Consider the following 20495-nt stretch of genomic DNA (forward strand, 5'->3'; position numbering starts at 1 on the left):
AATTTTAAAGTTAATTTTTCAGGTTATTAATAATTTTTATTGATTCATAATATAGAGGTATATCATGGTGATTTGGAAGTTTATCCAGTAAAGGCTTTAACGTCTGTGTTGCTACATCCGGTTGATTTTCTTTAATCAAAATTTTAGCATAAGACAACCCTGCGTTTAATGCCATTACAGGTGCTCCTTGTTCTTCTGCAGACATGATTCCATTTCTAAAGTGTTCTTCACATTTAGATGTCAGCTTTCCATTTTTAGAATATTCAGCAAGTCCTAAGACTTTTTCTATAAACGGGAAACTCCATTGTTCTTCAAGTTTTTGAGCCCTTGAAAGTGTTTCATTCATTCTATCAATAGCTTTATCTACATTTCCAAGACATACTTGTGTTTCTGAAAGAAGTGGCTCCCATATTGATAAACCACCACCTATTCTACCTTGATCTATAAGCGTGTCCAAAAATGATTCGGAATGTTCAATATCTTGATTTGCCCATTCATAAAGAAGTGCACTATATGATCCAGACCATTCTTCATCTTTTTTCTTAAGAAACTTGTTTACAATATCATTGATTCTAGCTTTATCTTCGTACATATAGGCTACCCATGCTTCAAATACTTTTCCAAAATCACTAAATAGAGTACATCCAATTTTCATGGACCATTGATACCCTTTTTCACATAATTCATAGGCTTCCTCTAAGTCTCCCATACAACCTTTTAGAAATCCAAGAATATAAAGGGCGTTGGCTTTAGGTTCTATCCCAAATGTTTTCCACAGTTCACTATCTTCTTCATCATTATATAAGCTTAAGCATTCTTTCAAGTATTTTTCACATGATTTTAAATCTCCTTTAATATGACTAAGCTGAGCTATATTCGGTAAAACAAGAATTTTATTTTGTCTATTTTTCAATATTTCTGCTTCAGAGATTACTTGGTTTATTAAATTGATAGCATCATCAAAATATCCAGTGTAATGCGCATTTTGAATATTTGTAAAATGGCTAACAAATCGGAAATTATCGCTGGATTCTCTATGATCAGTAAATTCCTCAATAGATAAATGCTTGTCTATTTCATTATTTCTTTCCGTAAGTTGAATTAATTCTTTTGCTCCCATTCCATGGATTGCTAGTAAGGCAGGGAATCTCATTGCGTTTAATCTAAACTCAAGCACAAGCTTTTCAGTGGCATCCGAAATCTTAGAAACCCAAATTAAAGCAGCAGAAGTTATAGATTCAGTTTCAAGATTAGCGGAGCGTTTCAAAGATTCTTGAGCTGCTCTTATACCATATTCAGATGCTTTTTCATAGTTGTTTGCTTCTGCAAAGTGGTATGCTAATTCAAAAGGATTCTCATTCACCAAATCTTCAAAATCATTTTCTATGGTTTCAGCAATCCTTCCATGTACTTCTTGTTTTAATAAAGAAACCATGCTTTCATAGGCAGCATCACGAATTAAGGCGTGGCGAAATATATATTTTTCATTTTGTACTCTCCGATGGTGATAAATTAAGTTTGCATCTATTAAAGCATTTAGATTGGTTTGTACCATGCCTTCATCTTGTAATGAGGATTTTACCAACAAATCATAAGTAAATTCTCTACCTATTGATGCAGCAATTTGAGCTGTTTCTTTAGCAAAACCTATATGATCTAGACGGGCATTTAATAAGCCTTTTAAAGTTACAGGAACAGCCGTCGCATCAAAATTTTTGGTAAGGACATAAGTGTCATTTTCTAATATTAAATATTGCTCTTCTAATAACATTCTGGTTAGATCCTCAATAAATAAAGGAATCCCATCCGCTTTTTCTACAATATAATTAAGTGCTTTATCCGCTATCGATTTTTGTGGAATAAATTCTTTAATAAGTGATTGCGTCGCGTTTTCAGTTAATGTTTGTAATACTATTTCCTCAATATGTTTTGAGTTCCAATCATATTCAAATTCTGGACGTGTTGTTAGTAAGAATAGAAAATTATGTTGATCGATCTTCGTGACTATTGTATTTAAAAAATCTAAACTCGTAGGATCAATCCAATGTAAATCTTCGATGATTAACGTAAATTTCCTATCTATATCAATATGAAATATTAACTTTTCTAAAGCGTCGTAAAGAACCTTCTTTTGTTCGGCCGGTGATTCTTGAGAAATCTGATAGGTTTCATTTAAAGGTATCGAAAACCAGGAACAAAGTACGGGAATCGCTCTACTTGAATCAATATCTACTTTTTGTAAAGCTTCTTCCAAATGAGGTATTAAGGTTTCATTATCATGAACTCCTATATCCCTTTTTAGCATCTCAAAAATAGGATGTAAGGCATTGTTTTGATATTCTGGAAGACAACGACATTCTCTTACGGCAAAGTTTTGATTAATTAGTTGCTTTTTAGTTTCATAAATCAATTTGGATTTCCCAATACCTGCTTGTCCTCTTAACAAAATAGCTTTTCCTCCTTTTTTTCGGATACCGTCCCAAGTTTGAAAAATTTTGACAAGCTCTTCTTCTCGTCCGATCATTTTTTGATCGGCACTACGAGGGCTTAAATTAGAAAGCGCTTCTGTTTGTCGTTCTCCAGTAAGTAGAAAAGCATTAGTTTGTCGATCAATATTCGAAAAATCGTTCACTATTAGAGCTTCAAACTCCAAATGAGCTTCTAGTAATCTTCTAGTACTTTCGGTTGCCAAAATTTGTCCTGAAGGTGTAGAATATAAAAGATTAAAAGCTGTATTAGTAACTAAGCCTTCGGGAGAGCTATTGTGTTTTATTAGAACGGTACCTGAGTTTAAAGCAATTCTAATTTCTAACCCAACACCTTGTTTCGCAGAAAGTAAAGCGTCTCTTTTTTGTAATTGTCCAATCAGTTCTAGCGCCGTTCTGCCCGCTCTACGCGCATCATTATCGCTTCCTTGAGGATATCCAAAATACATTACGATTGTATCCGCAATAATTCCAGAAATATGTGCTCCAAATCGAATCCCTACATCTTTGCAAAGGTGTAACTGATCTTTTTGCAGAGTATCCAAGGTTTCCAAATCCAACATAGAATGCTCTGAAACCGATAAGGCAAGCTTAGCACATAATACTGTAATCTGTCTTTTTTCACTATGAGCACTGCGCCATACTAATTGATTAACTTCCGTGGCATCTTCGGTACGTAAGGTAGTTTCTCCTTGTGGTTGTACTTGACCTACTAATGTACTAAAGTTAATTTTTGAAAAGGTTTCATAGACTAAAGCAGCAGTAGCTGTTCGCCTATTTTGATTTTTATCCAAGACCCCGCTTAAAACTTTACCTAATGAATGCCCAAAAATGGAAGGAGGTAGTGGAACATCGGCAGGGTTGAGTTGTTTTTGAAACACTTCGGCAACGCTATTTCCTTGTATAGCAGTCTGTCCAGTGAGACATTCTAATACAATAAGTCCCCAAGCATATAAATCAGATTTTGCAGTGGGTGGTTCCCCTCTTAACTGTTCAGGTGCACTGTATGCGGGAGTTCCAATTACTTCGTGAGTAAGTGTAATATCTTTATACTCATTTGTTTTAAAATCATTGGTAAAAGCTCCAATTCCAAAATCCAGTATTTTAATATATGATCTCTTTCCTGTTTGCGTGACCATGATATTATGAGGTTTAAGATCCCGATGAATAATTCCTTGAGCATGAGCTGCTACCAAGGCATCTAACACTTGCCCCATTAACGTACCCGTTACATCAGCTGGTAATCCGTGTTGAAGCGTAATTAAATCTTTTAAGGTTTCTCCAGAAATATATTCAAAAACGGCAAAAGGTTCTTTGTTAGAAGTATAACCCTTATCTAAGAGTTTAACAATATTTGGATGATTTAGTTCTGCACAAAGTTTCGTTTCTCGGTCAAAACGTGCAATTTGCTGCTTTATCGTTTTCTGATCAGGAGTTTCTTTAAATTTGAGTATCTTGATAGCTACCAATTGCCCAGTGCTCAACTGAGTAGCCTTGTATACAATACCATAACCTCCTTCTCCAATCTTTTCGAGTATAGTATAATTTTCAAGATAAATATCGACATTTGGGGCATTTTTAGTCGAGGGGTTTTCCATGATTAGGTTTTATAATTATTTTATATATAAATCTTTTGTTTTAATTGGCTATTGCGAGCACCTCACCAATGCATCGTTCTTCTTTTAAAATTTGAAAAAATCTGTGAGCAAACCGAATTTCACCATATCGCCTTTCGATACTATTCGCAAAAAGATATCCATAAGGTTTCGTTTCTAATAATAATTTTCTGATTCTATAAATTTTTAGATTTAAATAATAGGTATCTAATTCTTTACCAAATTCCTTACTCATATCACTTAATAAATCATCAATAGCCATCCAACCTTGGTCTCCATAAACATAACCGTTATCTACATCAATTAATCTTTTACGGGCAAGTGATAATAAAATATAATTATGAACTCTTTCTCCTAAATCTAATTCTAAGTTTTGCGTAATTATCTTAATACGGATATGCTCCTCATCCGAACTGAGAACAAACTGGAAATAAGCATTATTAACTATATGTCCATTATCCATAGTATCCTCTAATACTTGATTTTCTACAAAAACATATTCCTCATTATCAAATACATAAATTCTGTTTTGAACCAAATTGTCAATCACTCCATTTTTCTCTAATTTCCATGCTGCATCTTCTGGATAAATAAGAACTTCAGGTTCTTCTTCATTAGGAAATGCATGACCTGTAGTAAGTTCTATTATTTTGTTTTTATTTTTTAACGATTTGAGATAACTAGATGGAGGGTCGAGGTTTACTATTACCCATAAGGTTGAAGTATTTTCACCAAATTGAATCTTAAAGCCTTGTGCTAGTTTTATAGCTGTATTATTTATATACTCCCCATTTACTATAGTACCATTTCTACTATGATCTTGTATATACCAATTACTACCTCGCCAAGATATTAATGCGTGCGATTGAGAAATATCTTTTTCAGGAATATACGTATGAGCAGTGTTTTGGTTTCTCCCAAAAGTATGTTGTGTATTTAAACATACTATTTCCGCTGTTTCATTATTTTTGATAATAGCCATGTTTCAACTATTTCATTTATAAAATTATAAGTGATTAATTTCAAAATAAGTTTAACACTAATGATCTATACATTTACTAATTTAGATTATAACTATTAGTAATAATTATATATCTAAATTTCGAAACAACCATATTAAACTACACTCTGAAGTAAAAATCACTAGACTCTTTTTTTTACAACATCACTGAAAACAAATAGCTTTCTATCCTTATAGAAAGAAGCTACCTAACAAAGTGTTGTCTAAAAACCATAGATCTTAGAATATCTGAACACGTATTTTGGGGAGAGGGGAATAGTAGTAGTATCATTACGTTAGTTTATTAATAAGTAATATTGTGCTTCTCAAATATATAAAAAACAAGATTGCTTTTTCCCATTAAAAATCATTTAAATCGGTAAATATTTTATAAAACATTGACGCAATGCGGCTATGCCATATTCAAGTTATTGTTTTACCCTTTTATTGTGAAATAATAGACCATTTTAATTTTTGAAAATCAAATTTCTATTGAAAATCAAACATCTTAGGTTTATGTTCTTGACCTATAACCTGATATATTTTACTAGTATTAATGTGTAATTATTAGTGATCAAAAAATAAAGCTCCTAAAATTTAGATGTAAAACAACTCATAACTAATCTCAAAACTTATGAATTTTTTTAGTAAACCATTACGAAAAAAGCCGCTTAATTTTTCAGAAAACATAAAAAACTCATATCATTTCTAAAACATCCCATCGTCTTAAAAAATTAATTAAAGTCATATTTTAATTATAAAAGCACCTCCATATTTGCACAAGGATACAAGTTTTAATATTTGATTATCAATTAATTAAATCAAAAAACAACATCGTTTAATAGGTGCTAAAATAAATCAATAAGGCATATTGCGAACTATTAAAATTTTATAATTTTAATATTTTTAGCGAACGTTCGCTTTTTTAATCAAAAACTTTTTTATAATATTGTCCTGTAATTAATTTACAACAAATAGTAAATCGTATTACTAAAAAAGGAATCTGGTAGACGCTACGAAGTAGCAATTAGAATTCGAATTATTAATTAAAAGATCTAAGAAGATGAAATCTCAAGTAAAAACTAAAACACTGGTTACCAATTGGGCTATTAATAACACGATTGATTACAATTCGTACGTCTACAGCCTACAAAAAACAAACAACTCAAAATAAAGACTTTATCCTTAAAATAAAATATAAAACATTACATTATGACTACTTATAATTCGGCACTTGATACGGTACGTACTCTAAAAGCTAAACACGGAAGTACTTGGGCAACCATAAGCCCAGAAAATGCAGCGCGTATTGCTATACAAAATAGATTTAAAACAGGATTAGATGTTGCCAGATATACAGCCTCTATTATGCGTAAAGATATGGCTGAATATGACGCTAACAGTGTAAAATATACACAATCATTAGGTTGTTGGCATGGTTTTGTTGCCCAACAAAAAATGATCGCTGTAAAGAAACATAAAGGCACTACCGATAAAACATATTTATATCTTTCTGGTTGGATGGTTGCTGCATTACGTTCTGAATTAGGACCTTTACCAGATCAATCTATGCACGAAAAAACTTCGGTTCCTAAGTTGATTGAAGAAATCTATACCTTTTTACGTCAAGCAGATGCCGTAGAATTAAACGATCTTTTTCGTCGTTTAGATCAAGGAGAAGATGTGCAGAATGAGATTGACAATTTTGAAACACATGTTGTACCAATCATTGCAGACATTGATGCAGGTTTTGGTAATGAAGAAGCAACATACCTATTAGCCAAAAAAATGATCGAAGCAGGAGCTTGTGCACTACAAATAGAGAACCAAGTATCCGATGCTAAACAATGTGGTCACCAAGATGGTAAAGTTACAGTTCCGCACGAAGATTTTATCGCTAAGCTAAATGCACTTAGATATGCTTTCTTAGAATTAGGTGTAGAAGAAGGTGTAATTGTAGCAAGAACAGATTCCGAAGGTGCTGGTTTAACACAAAAATTACCTGTATCAATGGAAGAAGGTGATCTAGCTTCTCAATATATGGACTTTGTTGAAGCGGAAGAAGTTCTAATTACCGAAGTAAATGAAAATGATGTATTATTTAAACGTGATGGTAAATTAGTTCGCCCAGTGAGATTACCTAATGGTTTATATAAATTTAAAGAAGGCTCAAATATTGATCGTGTTGTATTAGATTGTATTACAAGTTTAGAGAATGGTGCAGATTTATTGTGGATAGAGACACCAACTCCAAATGTTAAACAAATTGCTCATATGGTAAATCGCGTAAAGGAAAAGGTGCCAAATGCTAAATTAGTTTACAATAATTCGCCATCTTTTAATTGGACAATCAATTTCCGCCAACAAGCATTTGATCTTATGACCGCAGCGGGAGAAGACACATCAGCTTATAATCGCGAAGAATTGATGGATGTAAAATATGACAATACCGAGTTATCTAAAAGAGCAGATGAAATGATTCGTATGTTCCAAGCAGAAGCATCTCGTGATGCTGGGGTATTTCATCACCTAATTACATTACCAACATATCATACGACTGCACTACATATGAATGATCTTGTAGCAGGGTATTTTGGAGATAGAGGAATGTTAGAATATGTAGATTCTGTTCAACGTCAGGAAATACGAAAAGGAGTATCGTGTGTAAAACACCAACGTATGGCAGGCTCAGATTTAGGAGATGACCATAAAACGTTCTTTGCTGGTGAAAAAGCTCTGAAAGCTGGTGGTGAGAAAAACACGAGTAATCAGTTTGAAGTTAAAACAAATACAAAAGAACCTGCAATGGCCTTAGATAAATAAGACTCATATTTGAATTAAATAAGAAAGGTGACCCTATAATAGGTCACCTTTTTTTATAGTTTAAAAAAATAAAACAATAGAAAGTCGTAAACATATATAATATTGTAAGTGCAATATTGATACACGATATAAAAAAGATACTTTATAAAAATACTTCTATTAATTTTGTATTGATCCCACTTAATTCTAAAGAAAAAATAGTTGCAGGGACTAATATAGTTTCTCCCATACTCAACACATAATTTTGATTTTTACATTTCATTTCTAAACTACCTTCAACACATATGTATATCACAAAAGAATCAACGGATGATAAATCTCTCAACATTTCTCCCTTAATATTCACAAAATTTGTTTTGAAATAAGGTGAGTTTACTAATTCATTAGTCAAATTAATTTTATTAGAATATACTGTTCTATAATCTGTATAATAATTAAAATCAATCGCATCAATAGCCAAATTTGTATGCAGTTCTCTCTTCTTTCCAGTAGTCTTATCAACCCTATCATAGTCATAAATTCGATAGGTTATGTCCGAGGTTTGTTGAATCTCTGCTAATAATACACCTGCACCAATAGCATGAACTCTACCCGCAGGAATATAAAATGTATCTCCTTTAGTCACTTTTTCAATATTTAAAACATCACTTAGTCTAGTATTATCAAGATGTTCTTTATATGTAGTCTTTTTTACTTTTTGATTGAACCCAATTATTAACTCTGCATCTTCTTCTGCTTGCATAACGTACCACATTTCATTTTTACCAAAAGAATTATGTCGCTCTTTTGCTAATTTATTATTTGGATGCACTTGAATTGACAAAGGTGTTTTTGCGTCAATAAACTTAATTAATAGCGGAAAATTATTTCCAAAAGTTTCGAATACACTATGACCAACTAATTCCTCTTGAAATTCATTGATCAATTCTTTTAACGATTTACCTTCCAAATGGCCTTCACTAACAAGTGTTTCATTGTTTTCAACATCAGATATTTCCCAAGATTCTCCTATCGATTCTTGGCTACAACTTTTATTCAGCACTGTTTTTAACTTGTTTCCGCCCCATATTCGATAACTATAAACAGGATTAAACTTCAAAGGATATAATTCCATTTATTTTAATATTTCTTTAGTAAATGAGACAGCTATATTCTTTAAATATTCACTTGCATTAGACATAGCATCGTCTAAACTAACTGCTTGTTCTATTATAGAAGTTGCATAAGCAATCCCAAAATCTTTGATAACACTTTCTTTTAAATCAATAGCTCCGCAAAACACTGCTAATCCGATGTCCTCATCTTTTACCGAAGCCAAAATACCTTGTATTGTTTTTCCCGAAAGTGTTTGTTTATCTAATTTTCCTTCTCCCGAAATAACCCAACTTGCACCTTGAATCTGTTCATTAAATTTGGCTAAATTTTTTATAAGTTCAATACCCGGTTCTAAGACCCCATTTAAAAACACTTTTGAAGCTATTCCCATACCGCCTGCGGCTCCAGCGCCTTTAATCCGTCGGACATCGACATCAAAAAAAGTATTAAGTACTTTAGAAAAATCTTCTAAGCCTTTATCTAACATCATAACATCATCTGGTGTTGCTCCTTTTTGAGGGCCATACACATATGCAGCTCCGTTTTTGCCATATAACGGATTTTTAACATCACAAGCAATTTCAAATGTAACATCATTTAGTTTTGGATGTACCACGCTAGAGTTAATCGATACAATGTTAGACAGGTTGGCTCCAATAGGTTTTACTTGTTCATTCCTTTCATTCAAGAATTGATACCCTAAAGCAGTCGCCATACCAATACCACAATCATTTGTAGCACTACCACCAATCCCCAAAATAATTTTAGAAACTCCTTTTTTCAAAGCATCAGCAATCAACTCTCCTGTTCCTAATGTTGTTGCATTTTTACAATCCAATTCATTGGTCTTTAACAATTTTACACCAGAAGCTTCAGCCATTTCAATGAAAGCAGTTTTAGTAGATTCCGAATATAGATATGATGCCTTTATAGGTTGAAAAAAGGGGTTATTTACTTCGATAGTAATAATTTCTCCATTCAAATAATAGTTTACTACTTCAATAGTACCATCTCCTCCATCTGCCAATGGTAGCTTCACGATGCTAACATCTGATCTTACTTGTTTAATTCCGATTTCAACCACATCACAAAACTCAATTCCCGTCAAGGAATTTTTAAATTTATCTGGAGCAAGTACTATTTTCACATCAATTGATTTAACTTAATATCTTGGATATAGACATTGCTAAAACACATATAATAACAAAATACACTAAGAGTATAGCAACTTCTCTTTTCCCTGTCTTATAGATTACAACTTCTAGTCCTTCTCTTCTTTCGCGCTTAATTATCAAACTAATCGTATATGCTACAATTATGGTCACCAAACATCCAATAGCATTCCACCAAAACCAAAAAATTTCGGAAACATATAACCATAAATACATATTAAAAATCACACCAGCAACAATACCAATGTTAGCTCCTAATGCATGTGTTTTCTTTGTCAAAATAGCCAATATAAATGCCGCTAAAATTGGTCCATAAAATATAGAACTAATCTTATTTATAACTTCTATAACCGTACCTTCGATGTTTCCCGCGAAAAAAGCAAAAAACAAACATACCAATCCCCAAAAAACCGAAAGAAATCTTGAATAGACGACGTATTTTTTATCTGAAATACCTGGTTTAAACCGTTTAATAAAATCTTCTAAAGTAACTGCAGACAATGAATTTACTGTTGAACTTAATGAAGACATTGCTGCAGACATAATAGCTACAATCAAAATTCCTATAATACCATTAGGAAGGTATTTTATAATAAACACCGGCACCATTAAATCAGCTTTTTTACCCTCCAAACTACTTATATTGGTTTGATAAACGCTTTCCATCAATTCTTGAAATCCTACATCCTGAAAAAGAAGTGTTCCCAGTACCAATCCCATAATACAATATGTAAGCGTAATAGGAAAACGAAATAACCCATTTGCTAACAATAATTTCTTAATTGTTGGCATTCCCTTAGCGGAAAGTAATCGTTGCGACTGTGTTTGGTCTGTACCGTAATATGACGCATATAAAAAGAATCCCCCAATGACCATTGGCCAAAATCCAAATTCATCATTTTTATCAGCATTATTGAATCCCCATTTAGAAAAATCTACAGCTGTCAATCTATCTTTATCCACATGTGTCAAAAAATTCTCAAAACCACCTAATTCACTTATACCATAAATTAAACAAATAATTATTCCGAAAAAAAGAATACACATTTGTATAACATCCCCCCAAATTACTGCCTTCATACCACCCTGAAATGAGTATATCATTGTAATAACACCAATAAGTATTATTGAAATCCAAAAATCTATGCCAATAGTCGCTTGTAAAATAAGCGCCATAGTATAAACCATAACACCTGTTGCCACGGAACGACTTATTTGAAATACAAAACTTATAAGTAACCTCGATGATGCATCAAATCGTTTTTCTAGATATTCATAGACACTAACAATACCAGAATTATAAAGTGTAGGTATAATTGCTATTAATAAAAAAGCCATAGCCAATGGAACTCCAAATTCATAGGTTAACCATTGTAAACCACCACCTTCTTTAAGTCCAACAAATGCAGGTGCGGAGATGAAGCTAATCGCAGATAATTGTGTTGCCATCGTAGACAAACTAAGCGGAAACCAGCTCAAGGATTGTCCTCCCAGAAAATAGTCCTTGGAATTTTTATTTTCTTTAAAGAAATAGCCAATACCAAGGAATACTAGCAGATAAACTATGATGATGATGTAATCTATATAATTCATAATTCTATGCTTTTACTTTTCAGCTTTTGGCTTAATTTAGATTTTACAAAAGCCTGCCATTCATTCTTTAAAATACTAAATAGTATAATATCTACTCTTCCTTCCCCATTTAATGAAGGGATAAAACTTCTTAAAATCCCTTCCTCTTTACAACCTATACTTTTCATTGCAGCAATACTGGTTTCATTTTCTATATGGGCTCCGAACCCTATCCGTTCTAACTCCAAATTATCAAAAGTGAATTCTAACAAAAGATATTTACAATTCTTATTTAACTGAGTGCCTCTAAAATCTTTACCATACCAAGTATGTCCTAACTTAATCACTCCTAATTCCTTCGAATAATTATAGAATCTTGTTGTTCCTGCATACGCCTTTTTAGTTTTATCATAAACAATAAAAGGGTATTCTTTTTCAATTTTCCGATTATCTACGGCCTTTGAGACATACGTCAACAATTGCTTGTATTCATTGCCTTTTTCCAGCAAATAGGTCCAAATATCCGGATCATTAGAAATTTTTAATAAGTTTTTTACGTGATCTAGATGAAGCGGTGCTAGTCTCACATTATCATTTTCTAAAATATACTCTTTTGAAAAATCCAAAGCCTTCATATCTCAAATTTTAATGATCCTATGAATGAATTAAATCTATTAACAAGGCAGCACTCCAAGAAAAATTGTCTCCTCCATATCCAGCTTTTCCATTTTGATGAATTTCTTTTCTAGAATCAAAATATTCATAAAATCCATTTTGAGTTATCATTTCAATAGTGTCCTTTTTTATTCGTTCTGCGATATCTTTATATCCATATTCATCCAAGCCTCTGTATAGCATCCAATTTAAATTCACCCAAACCGGGCCTCTCCAATATTTTTTTGGATTAAATCTTTCGCTATCTGGGTCGAAAGACGCACATAAATATTGATGACTTCCACCAAATTTATCTATCATAATTTCAACCATAGACCTTGCTGTTTCTTTGGTCGGGATACCTGCAAACAATGGAGAAAAAGAAGATGAAGAAATATAACTAAGTAATTTCTCATTTCTTAAATCATAATGTACATAAGTTCCTAATTTCTTATCAAATAATTTATCATTAAATGACTTAATACTCTTTTCTTGCCAATTCTGTAATTGCTTAATTTTATCCTTATTATTTCCAATCAGCGTGTACAATTCAATAAGACTTCTATTCGATTTTATAAGAACCGCATTAAACAGTGGATCCTGAATTAAAAAAGGAGATAACTCCGCTATTTTTTTGTCATCGTAATTATGCTTTTTAGCAATCTCTATGATATGCAAATAATGATCATATTCTCTTTTTGAAGGGCGTTGTGAAGCGTCAACATGGGTTGTATCTCGTCTTTCAAAAGTATACTCTGGAGGGTTCATAGTATCCCAAACATCGTCCCAAATAGGAGAATTATCTGTACCTGACTCCCAATTATGATAAATATAAACTAAGCCTTCATTTTTAGGATCTCTATTATTAAAAAAGTATTCGTGATTAAGATAAACTTTATCAATAACTGTTTTAATATAGGATAATGTTTTTACTTTATTTTGGCTGATTTTATATAATTCTTTTAATACAAATCCAGTAACTGGTGGTTGGGTCATTCCAGTAGTCTTATATTTCTTAGATGATTGTGGATGTAAGTCCGAACGGTGGAAATCTGCTCCAGGAAAATAAGAATCGGTTTCACTACGAAAAACAATGTGAGGAATAAACCCGTTTTCCCACTGAGCATCTAGCAGAGTTTCTATTTCTTTTTCGGCTTTATCCATATCAAAGTGCGCAAAACCTACAGCAATCAGACCCGAATCCCAAAACCACTGAAAAGGATACAAATTTGCACAAGGTATACTAAAACCATTTTTCCAGTTTTTATTCAAAACTTCGATTGCTTTTTTCTCTAATAATTTCATAGAATCTTGATATATAATTAATAAGACTCATCACCTACACGCAGCAGTAAGTGACGAATCCTAATTAAAACAATTTAAAAACTAAACGTGGCTGTTAGGAAAACTCTACGAGGTAAGATTGGTCTTCCAAAGAAAAACTCTCCATCATCTGATTGTCCAGCAATACCTGCTCTTGGATTACCTTCGGTAAGCCCTGAACTATTAAATAAATTAAATACAGAAAGCCCAAATCTAACGGAGTTATCACTCTGTATATTAAAAGTATAACCCCCTCCTAATCTCGCAATAGTAATAGCATCTAATTCTACATTATTCGTGTCATCCGTAAACTTTGCACCTGTATGGTTTACACTAAAATTGGCATCGAACTTTTCATCATCGTAATTAACACCTATATTTCCTAAGAAATTTGGTTGTCGTCCTATCTCATTTCCTTCATTAATTGTAGAAGTTGTATTATTAACTAAATCTGTAGTCTCATTTTTAGTAATCTCATGATTTTGATACGTAAGTGTGGCGTTGATATTAAATGCATCAGACAAACGGTATTTCCCTGTAGCTTCAAGTCCAAAAGTTCTTGTAGTTTGTTCACTTCTGGCTTGATCAACTAATTGACCACCAGATATTGCCTGATCAATACGGATACGATCACTTAAGTTTACGAAATAACCTGCAACTGAGCCGGAAAAATTGGAAGTTCCAAACTTAGCCCCTAATTCTCCTTGAAGAATTGTTTCTGCTTCATAATTGGTTTCCCTAATCCCAGGTGTTGGTGCAAAACCTCTTTGTTGCGGAAAGAAAAATCCTCTAGAAAAGTTAGCATATAAATTAGTTGATTCAGTTAATTCATATAGACCTGCCAATGAAATAGCCCAATCCGTATCATCAATCTCACCAGTTGTAAAACTACCATCTGCAAAGCTAACATTCTGTAATGCTCCCGTTAGCTCTGGGTTATCATAAACTTGGGTTTCTTCTAAACCACCTCTTCGGAAAGTTCCTTGTGTATTTTCAATACGGATACCAATATCAAAACGCCATTTATCAAACACCATTTCATCTGTCAAATAAAATGCAGTTCTGCTTTGCGTCAAAAAATTATTGGATGTCATACCAATTCTATTGTATAAACCACTTTCAGAGTAAATAACATTGGCTCCCACACCATCAGTGTAACTTAAATTTACTAAACGGGGATTATTATTGAATTCTGAAAGTACTCTGTATTGATAATTAACATCTTCAGCCTCAGTTCTGGCTAAATAAGTACCCAACGTAAACGTATGATTACCTCCCTCCGGTTTAAATATTAAGTTTACCTCTCCAGAATAATCCGTCATTGGTCTTAAACGATCAACATGCAAGTTCTCCACTACTAAATCATTAGGGTTAATTTGTTCTCCAGAACCTCCTTGATATGTAGCATCTACAGCTGTATTTCCTGGTGCAACTTCTGCAATGTAGTTTGATAATGTTATAGGATTTCCGAAATCACCATTCCCACCAACATAAAGCGCAAAATTATGTTTATAATTAGCATATTTAGTTTTCGCTTTGAATTTTAAGTTATCGGTCAAGTTGTATTTAAAATCCGCCATTAAATATCCTCCTTGTGTAAAAACACCGTCATCAATCGGGCTTTCATAAACTCCTCCAGGAGTCAAGAAAGAGGTATTAGCTAATTCCCCGGATAAAAGCTGTTCGACTTCTTCACCATCATTACCATTAATACGCTCTCTTGATCCTCCTTGAAGTGGTAATGGCAAGAAGAATTGTGCTCTATCATTAATAAATTGTCCATGTATCGTAAAAGAACCATTCTCAAATTTCTTTTTAATATTAGCTCTAAACTGAACACCTCTTGTAGTTAATCCAGTTTCAATTGGACCGTTATCTTTTCTAACAAAACCAGTTAACGCGTAGTAGGTATTAGAATCTTCACCACCTAATCTACCTCCTGTATAAAAGTCAGTTTTTAACCTACCTCTATTTCCATATTCAAGGTTAATTACATTTTCGTTATTAGTATCTCCTGTTTTACTGGTATAATTTATAATCCCAGCAACAGATCCGGCTCCATAAAGCACAGCTGCTCCCCCTCTTACAAATTCAACACCTTTGAATCCAATATCTGGACGAGCGTACACGTCATGTGCAGAAGAATTAAGGCCGAATGTACTCATTAATGGCATTCCATCAAACTGCAATGGATTAAATACATATTGACCACCCGATGGAAGACCTCTTACAAATAAATTTGTGGCCGTCTCTCCACCCCCACCTTCGGCAGTTATACCTGGTACATCTCGCAGAATATCTGCTTGACTATTTGCCGAAAGTTTAGTGATTTCTTCAATTCCCTTAGAACTAATAGATAAAGGTGCCTGTTTTTGTGACCTAAAAGTAGAAGAGGCAGTAAGTACAACTTCGTCTAAACTATTACCTTCTTGTAAAACAATCTGAAGATTTATTGGTGATCCATTTAGTTCTATTAACTCCATATGAGTTTTAAAGCCTACATAAGAAACCTGTAGTGTTTTTGAACCTATGAAATCTGATGAGAAATTAAAATTTCCGTCAAAGTCTGATATTGATCCCGAGTTACTATCTAGAATAGAAATATTTGCTCCAGGTATAGGTAAACCTCCATTATCTTTTACAGTTCCTGAAATCTCAGTTTGCGAGAACGCTATGAAAGTGCTAAATACATATAATAGCGTAATAATATATTTTTTCATTTCGAATAGATTTATGTGATGTTTAAGTCAAATCTATTGTTATATCACTAACAAAAATGCTAAAAAATTGCAATATTTGTATGCAAACGTTTGCGGGAACGATTGCAATTTAATTTTATGATATGAAAAAAGAAGTTACTACTCTAAAAATGTTAGCTCAAAACTTAAACCTGTCAATTTCTACAGTTTCCAGAGCACTAAACGATCACCCAGACATAAATATTGACACCAAGGACAAAGTGAGACGTTTAGCAAAATCTATGAACTATATTCCAAATATTTTTGCAAAAGGTTTTAGAAAACACAAATCCAATATTATTGGTGTTATCGTTCCTAATATCACTCATTATTTTACCGCTACCATAGTTCGTGGAATACTTGAACAAGCGTCTAAACAAGGATATCGTGTTATTATTTCTGAGTCTAATAATGATGTCATTAAGCAAAATGAAATGCTTAATACTATGATACAATTTGGTGTAGATGGTATATTGGCTTCTTTAACAAAAATGACCCGAGACATAGACAATATATTGCCTATTATTGATACACTTCCTTTAATTTTATTTGATAAAGTATCTGATAAAATTCCGTGTACACAGATCACGATCAATGATGAAGAGGCTGCTTTTAATGTTGTTGAACACCTTATTAATACTGGAAAAAAAAGAATTGCTATAATTAAAGAAAGGGAATTTTCTTATACTTCGGAAAAAAGGTATGCGGGATATTTAAGAGCATTAAAAGCAAATCAAATAGAAATTGATGAAAAAATTATTATTAGCGTTGATGACATCTCATTGCAGCAAGGAAAAAGAATGACTAATACCTTACTAAGTAATAAAAAAAGACCAGACGCTATCTTTGCTATTACAGATAGTGCAGCTATAGGTGTAATTCAAACATTAAATAAATCTAATATTAAAATTCCAGAAGAAATAGCAGTCGTTGGATTCAGTAACTCCAAGCACTCCACGATTATTGAGCCTAAACTTACTACGGTAGATCAACCAGGCAATACAATTGGAAAAACTGCGATTAAATATTTAATTAGGGAAATTGAAAATGACGATACAAACGATATCACTATGAACAAAACTGTAGAAATAAAAACATCTTTAATTGTAAGAGAATCTACTTTCAAGATTTCTTAATTATCTAAAAAAATGATTCAAGAAAAATCTTGCTTTATCTGACCTCTCAATAAAGAATATTTCTTACTAACAAAAAAGTTAAAACATAGTCCATGTATTAGCTTTTACAGGGTTAAATGAACTAAGATTTATTATTTAACGTAATACCGCAAACCTATAGATTTAAAAAAATACTTTAATAGATTTAAAACTAACTTCAGGTTACGCTCCTAAATTAGGAACATTTTTTATGAATGTAGATCTAGTTTTTTCCTTTCTTTTATACTTTCTTCCATACCAAAGCAAAATCCCACTAACGGGTAATGATGCACAAATTAAGCTCACTAAAAAGGCAATGATCTTGCCTACTATTCCTCCGATCGCCCCAATATGGATATCATAATTCATTCGAATTACTTTATCTGCAAAATTGGTATTTTTATATTTACCATAAATACTATTTGTTTCTATTTCTTCTAAAGTATTTTGATCAAAAAACAGATAATCCATATTATAATACAATCCTTCTGAATTACTAACCTCAACAAGAATTGAAGTAGAATCATTTTCTGGATAATGTAATTCAAAACTATGTGCATCCTTATAGTTACGTTGTAAAATAGGAATCAACTTATCATATTCAAAACTAGTAGTTTCCTTGGATACTATTCCTTGTTCGCTCTCTGGAATCACAAACCGAGGGTCTTTATCGCCACCTGTAGCTTTATAAGCTATAAAATAAAACCAGTTAAAAGCCATCACACATCCGGTAAAAGCTAATATCAAACCAAATGATGAGATATAAAACCCAGTTACCGTATGGAGATCAAAATTTTTCCTTTTCCATCTGGTTTTTTTATTCCAATCAAATTTTAGTCTTTGTTTCCAATTCTTATTATTTCGTGGCCACCAAAGAAAAAGACCACTTATTATAATAATTAAAAACAATAAAACAGAATACGATACAACTCTAGATCCGATAGCATCTGGCAACCATAATCTTAAATGTCCTTTTAATATAAATCCAAAAAAACCTGCTTGATTATCTATCTTTTTAATAAACTTCCCAGAATAAGGGTCTAAAAATACACTTTGGTAAAATATTTCTGGTTCTGCTTCATAAAAAACAACCTCAATCGCTTCATCTGGTTTCCCATAGATAACCCCATGAATCGTCTTTTTAGGAATCACGTTTTCTGCCAATTCTTTAATCATAGAGGCTTCTAAGAACTCTTGATCTTGAGGGGTAACATATTTATGATCATCATAGAGACTTTCTATTTCTTCTTTAAAAACCCATAAACAACCAGTAACAGAAACAATAAAAAGCACTACACCTGTAACTAATCCAAGTATTTTATGAAGTTGTAAAATTCTTTTACGTCTATTATTTCTTTTTTTTCTTGTCATTTATGGATTTATTAAATGCATGGGTCTGAAAAACCTCTACTTAGTCCTTTTACTCTGAACAAAATCACTAAATAAAACACAACTACTTATTAATTTGACTTTGATCTTTCTGAGCTTCAAATGGGGGTATAAGCGTCAGAACAAAAGTTTTTGAAATTTCTCAGAACCCATATTTACATAGAGTCTAGTTGAGTTAATTACTAATTTTAAAGATCCCTTTAAGTCCTAGTCCAAGAACTTTAGCACCTTGTGTTGCAGTTGCGGTTTCAGGATCTACTATATACACATACGTATCTGTATCAGTAGAACTACTAATATACGCTTTGCCATCTTCTACAAACATAGGAGACGTATATCGATGACCGTGAGTTGGCACTCCAGCTATATCCGTAACAGTTTGGTTTATTAAATCTATTACAACCATTTTAAATACATCTTTTTTAAAGAATGCACCCCATTCTCCAGCTCCATTAGTGTCATCTACAATTATTCTTGCAATTGCCTTTCCGTTACCGACATAATCCATCCAGAACAACTTTCCGCCATTAATAGCTTCTTCTACATTAAAGAAATAACTTGAATCAAACTCAGTGGTTCCATTATTAATTCTTAAAATTCCAGAAGGCTTAGAAGCAGCCGTAAAACCAGCACTCAATGCAGATGTAGAGAAAGAATAAATATCTCCATTTTCTGTTTGTTCAATACCTGTACTATGACCGTTTACTCCAATTGGACTGGTTCTATCATCTTCAATTATTTTTTCTAATTCGAACTCTGGATAGTTAAATACTGCCACGTAAGCACGATCTACATCTGGAGTAATAAAAGAACCATCAGCCAACCACTTATGATATGAAACAAATAATTTTCCATCTCTAAGTACCATACCGGTCACCCAAGGAGTTGATCCAGGGTTTTCTGCGGTTCCATCACCCATATCGATATCCACAGGATGCTCTTCAATCTTTTCTAATAAACCTGTCTCTGCATTTACAATATGAAAACGTTTATCAGAAAGTCCTCCATATGTTAATTCCACAGCCAATAATGTATTCTCGTCTAATGCTGCATAATTATCTAGTGTAGATTGAAAAGCAAAATTTGCTTTTTCTTCTAATGTTCCCTCTTCATTCAAATGATAAGCAATACAAGTATCATCATCAGAATATCCCGCGGTAAATATCGTATTACCTGCTCCGTGGAAGAATCTCCAACCTTTTAATGGAATTCCTTGACCTTCTACCGAAATTTCACCGGTTGTTAAAGATTCTAATGATGGTAATTCCAAAATATAATCCACAGGACTTGCATCTCCAACAGGAAATGCCTCAAATCCTACAACATATTTAGATACTGCAATTGGATCCGGATCCGGATCAATAGGTGTATCTCCATTATCATCACTGCTACATGATATAACCATTGCGGTTATTGCTAAAAGTAGCATTACATTTTTCATCCATTTTATTGTTTTCATTTTATATGATTTTT

At 32.7% G+C, this 20495-nt stretch carries 12 protein-coding genes; 2 read left to right on the top strand and 10 right to left on the bottom strand.

From position 1 onward, the window contains the following. Nucleotides 1-10: 10 nt before the first annotated feature. Both J8L88_RS07665 and J8L88_RS07670 read right to left on the bottom strand, forming a co-directional pair. Nucleotides 11-4084 (bottom strand): TOMM system kinase/cyclase fusion protein, encoded by a 4074-nt coding sequence (locus tag J8L88_RS07665; RefSeq protein ID WP_211060409.1) that lies wholly within the window; start codon nucleotides 4082-4084, stop codon nucleotides 11-13. A gap of 40 nt (nucleotides 4085-4124) precedes the next feature. After that, on the bottom strand, nucleotides 4125-5084 hold the full coding sequence (locus J8L88_RS07670) for an FHA domain-containing protein (protein WP_118387549.1): 960 nt from the start codon (nucleotides 5082-5084) through the stop codon (nucleotides 4125-4127). 1230 nt (nucleotides 5085-6314) lie between these two features. On the opposite strand from J8L88_RS07670, the gene J8L88_RS07675 reads away from it, so the two are divergent. Continuing rightward, complete coding sequence (locus J8L88_RS07675; protein WP_247666438.1) at nucleotides 6315-7925, top strand: isocitrate lyase; 1611 nt, start codon at nucleotides 6315-6317, stop codon at nucleotides 7923-7925. 142 nt (nucleotides 7926-8067) lie between these two features. Here J8L88_RS07675 and J8L88_RS07680 read toward each other — a convergent pair whose 3' ends face one another. From J8L88_RS07680 to J8L88_RS07705, 6 genes are all read right to left on the bottom strand, one after another. Beyond that, complete coding sequence (locus tag J8L88_RS07680) at nucleotides 8068-9039, bottom strand: type I phosphomannose isomerase catalytic subunit (protein WP_211060410.1); 972 nt, start codon at nucleotides 9037-9039, stop codon at nucleotides 8068-8070. Next, on the bottom strand, nucleotides 9040-10167 hold the full coding sequence (locus J8L88_RS07685) for a glycerate kinase (RefSeq protein ID WP_211060411.1): 1128 nt from the start codon (nucleotides 10165-10167) through the stop codon (nucleotides 9040-9042). It lies immediately after the preceding gene. Nucleotides 10168-10177: 10 nt separating this feature from the next. Continuing rightward, the gene (locus J8L88_RS07690; RefSeq protein WP_211060412.1) at nucleotides 10178-11785 is read right to left on the bottom strand and encodes a sodium:solute symporter; all 1608 of its coding nucleotides are present in this window, start codon (nucleotides 11783-11785) and stop codon (nucleotides 10178-10180) included. After that, entirely contained in the window at nucleotides 11782-12399 is a 618-nt protein-coding gene (locus J8L88_RS07695; RefSeq protein ID WP_211060413.1) for a GNAT family N-acetyltransferase, read from the bottom strand. The genes J8L88_RS07690 and J8L88_RS07695 overlap by 4 nt, the downstream gene beginning before the upstream one ends. Before the next feature lie 19 nt (nucleotides 12400-12418). Continuing rightward, nucleotides 12419-13723, bottom strand: a complete 1305-nt coding sequence (locus tag J8L88_RS07700) for a trehalase family glycosidase (RefSeq protein WP_211060414.1) — start codon at nucleotides 13721-13723, stop codon at nucleotides 12419-12421. 74 nt (nucleotides 13724-13797) lie between these two features. Beyond that, nucleotides 13798-16461: a TonB-dependent receptor domain-containing protein gene (locus J8L88_RS07705; RefSeq protein ID WP_211060415.1), complete on the bottom strand. Its 2664-nt coding sequence runs from the start codon at nucleotides 16459-16461 to the stop codon at nucleotides 13798-13800. Nucleotides 16462-16583: 122 nt separating this feature from the next. Here J8L88_RS07705 and J8L88_RS07710 point away from each other — a divergent pair, with 122 nt between their 5' ends. Then, nucleotides 16584-17615, top strand: coding sequence for a LacI family DNA-binding transcriptional regulator (locus J8L88_RS07710; RefSeq protein ID WP_211060416.1), 1032 nt, complete (start codon nucleotides 16584-16586; stop codon nucleotides 17613-17615). 201 nt (nucleotides 17616-17816) lie between these two features. On the opposite strand, the gene J8L88_RS07715 is transcribed toward J8L88_RS07710, so the two are convergent. After that, nucleotides 17817-19004: a PepSY domain-containing protein gene (locus tag J8L88_RS07715; protein WP_211060417.1), complete on the bottom strand. Its 1188-nt coding sequence runs from the start codon at nucleotides 19002-19004 to the stop codon at nucleotides 17817-17819. Between the two features lie 193 nt (nucleotides 19005-19197). Beyond that, nucleotides 19198-20481 carry a DUF4374 domain-containing protein gene (locus J8L88_RS07720; RefSeq protein WP_211060418.1) on the bottom strand — a complete coding sequence of 428 codons (1284 nt, stop codon included), beginning with the start codon at nucleotides 20479-20481 and terminating at the stop codon, nucleotides 19198-19200. Nucleotides 20482-20495 lie beyond the last annotated feature (14 nt).

Origin of the sequence: Aquimarina sp. MMG015 (assembly GCF_018100855.1) — a bacterium.
Taxonomy (GTDB): domain Bacteria; phylum Bacteroidota; class Bacteroidia; order Flavobacteriales; family Flavobacteriaceae; genus Aquimarina; species Aquimarina latercula.

Excerpts from the sequence above, each read along its gene's own strand:
- J8L88_RS07665 (WP_211060409.1), bottom strand. The coding sequence starts at position 4,084 with ATGGAAAACCCCTCGACTAAAAATGCCCCAAATGTCGATATTTATCTT.
- J8L88_RS07670 (WP_118387549.1), bottom strand. The coding sequence starts at position 5,084 with ATGGCTATTATCAAAAATAATGAAACAGCGGAAATAGTATGTTTAAAT.
- J8L88_RS07675 (WP_247666438.1), top strand. The coding sequence starts at position 6,315 with ATGACTACTTATAATTCGGCACTTGATACGGTACGTACTCTAAAAGCT.
- J8L88_RS07680 (WP_211060410.1), bottom strand. The coding sequence starts at position 9,039 with ATGGAATTATATCCTTTGAAGTTTAATCCTGTTTATAGTTATCGAATA.
- J8L88_RS07690 (WP_211060412.1), bottom strand. The coding sequence starts at position 11,785 with ATGAATTATATAGATTACATCATCATCATAGTTTATCTGCTAGTATTC.
- J8L88_RS07695 (WP_211060413.1), bottom strand. The coding sequence starts at position 12,399 with ATGAAGGCTTTGGATTTTTCAAAAGAGTATATTTTAGAAAATGATAAT.
- J8L88_RS07700 (WP_211060414.1), bottom strand. The coding sequence starts at position 13,723 with ATGAAATTATTAGAGAAAAAAGCAATCGAAGTTTTGAATAAAAACTGG.
- J8L88_RS07705 (WP_211060415.1), bottom strand. The coding sequence starts at position 16,461 with ATGAAAAAATATATTATTACGCTATTATATGTATTTAGCACTTTCATA.
- J8L88_RS07710 (WP_211060416.1), top strand. The coding sequence starts at position 16,584 with ATGAAAAAAGAAGTTACTACTCTAAAAATGTTAGCTCAAAACTTAAAC.
- J8L88_RS07715 (WP_211060417.1), bottom strand. The coding sequence starts at position 19,004 with ATGACAAGAAAAAAAAGAAATAATAGACGTAAAAGAATTTTACAACTT.
- J8L88_RS07720 (WP_211060418.1), bottom strand. The coding sequence starts at position 20,481 with ATGAAAACAATAAAATGGATGAAAAATGTAATGCTACTTTTAGCAATA.